The sequence below is a fragment of the Leucobacter sp. M11 genome, assembly GCF_035726885.1.
GTDB lineage: Bacteria > Actinomycetota > Actinomycetes > Actinomycetales > Microbacteriaceae > JAPFRB01.
Genome location: NZ_JAPFRB010000003.1, coordinates 542,490 through 544,464, shown reverse-complemented (window position 1 = coordinate 544,464; position 1,975 = coordinate 542,490). Strand labels below are relative to the sequence as shown.

2 protein-coding genes are annotated in these 1,975 nt (G+C 75.0%); both read left to right on the top strand.

All coding sequences use genetic code 11. The features are described from left to right. Positions 1 to 145 precede the first annotated feature (145 nt). Positions 146 to 976, top strand: a complete 831-nt coding sequence (locus OOT08_RS10950; RefSeq protein ID WP_325092674.1) for a hypothetical protein — start codon at positions 146 to 148, stop codon at positions 974 to 976. Positions 977 to 1,047: 71 nt separating this feature from the next. Next, the coding region (locus OOT08_RS10945; RefSeq protein WP_325092673.1) for a histidine kinase dimerization/phosphoacceptor domain-containing protein at positions 1,048 to 1,975 on the top strand (928 nt) is incomplete at its 3' end.

Here is a 1,975-nt window from a genome sequence, read left to right as displayed (position 1 = left end):
TCATCACCCTCTCCTGGGCGGCCGGGTCGATCGCCCTCGCCGCCTGGCGCGCCAGCCGCCGCGATGTCTGACCGCCGCGATGCCTGACCACGCCCGGCCCCGTGAGTTCCCCCGCCCACTCCCGCCCACTCCCAAGGAGGACCCCATGACCACCGCATCGCCCAGCGCCGAGCGCCCGCTCGCCGCCCCGTTCCCCCGTCCCCCGAGGCTCGGGGTCCTGCGCGCCGAGGCCATCCGGTTTTGGTCGCTCCGCTCGAACCGGGTGCAGATGCTCGTGTTCGCCGGGATCGTCCCCGTCTCCGTGCTCCTGCTCTCGCTCTCGCTGCGCTCTCAGGCGGCCGAGCTGCCCGCGGGGGCGACCCCGCCGCCCCTGAGCGGGACGGCGCTCGTCGACAGCGTGCTCTGGGCGCAGCTGCTCCTCGGGGTGTGCTCGGCCCGCTTCGCCACCGCCGAGTTCTCGACCGGTCAGCTCGGGCTCGCGGCCCTCGCGGTGCCGCGGCGCTGGCCGCTCGTCGCGGGCAAGGCCGCGGTGCTCGCGGCCACCGCTGCCGGAATCGGGGCGCTGAGCGTGGCCCTCGGGCTCGTCGTCGGCTGGCTCATGCTCCCCCCGGCGGGGATCGAGATCGTGCTGAGCCCGTCCCGTGCCGCGAGCCTCGTCGCGCTGTCCGCCGGCTACCTCGCCGGCATCGCCGTCGTGTGCCTCGCCATCGGATATCTCGTCCGGAACGCCCTGCTCGGAGTCGTGCTGCCGCTGGTGCTGCTCACCATCGGACCGGCAATGCTCGAATCCACCGGACTGCCCTGGGTCATCCACGCGGCGGGCTTCCTCCCCAGCATCGCGGGCCGGGTCGCGATCTCGGCGTTTGCGAACCCGGCCGGGCTCGACGGCGTCGCTGGCAGCCTCGTGCTCGCAGCCTGGGCAATCGGTTCCGCGGCACTGGCCGCCGCCGTCCTGCGGGCGCGGGATGCCTCCTGAGCGGCAACGGGGCAGAATGGAAGCCCTGACCCCTGCGTCCCTGAGCCGCGACGCGACCGAGAGGAATCCGGATGAGCGTACGGAGGCGTGACCGTGAGGGTGCCGGCGTCGCCCCGCGGTCGCAGCGGGTCAGCGCGTTCCTCGCCGCGCACCCGCTCGCGGTGGACCGCACGCTGGCGGCCGTGACGCTGCTCCCCGTGTTGTTGCTCAGCGCATTCAATCCGCCACGGTACTGGGCCGAAATGCTGGTGCCCTGCCTCGCCGGGGCGCTGGCGCTGCTCGGGCGTCGCCGTGCCCCGGGACGGTCCCTGCTCCTGATCGCCGGGCTCATCGGACTCACGGCGCTGCTCGCGATCGAACCGGCGAGCCTGCTCACCCCCGCCGCGGCCATCGCGCTCGGCACGGTCGCCTCCCGGCTCCCGTCGCGCTTCGCCGTCGGCGGGTACCTCGCCCTCGTGGTGGGGCCGATGCTCTTCCTGACGCTCCGCGGCCTGGTGCAGTGGCTCGTCCCGGACGCCACGGGTGGGTCGCTCCTTGAGGCGGGCGGGACGCAGCGCACGCCGCTCGATCCGCTCCTCCTCGTGGCGCTGGTCCTCGGGCTCCTCGCCCGTTCCCGGCGGACGCGGCGGGAGATCCGGGCCGAGCAGCTCGCTCGGCGGCTCGACCAGGCCCGCAACCGGGAGCGTGAGCTGCTCGCCACGGAGATGCACGACGTCGTCGGGCACTCCCTCACGGTGATGATCGCCCTCGCCGGGGGCGCCGCCTCTGGGTGGCGCCGGGACCCCGAGCGGGCCGAGCTGGCCCTGCGCCACCTGACCGAGGTGGGCGCCTCGGCCCTCGATGACCTCCAGCGCTCCCTCGCGGCCCTGCGCGGCGAGACCTGGGAGCCTGCTGCGCCGGGCGGCGACCTGGCCGATCGTTCCGAGGAGCCGGATTCCCCGGAGCGCCTGCTCGGTGCGTTCCGGGCGGCGGGGCTCCCCGCCGAGCTGGAGTGGCGGG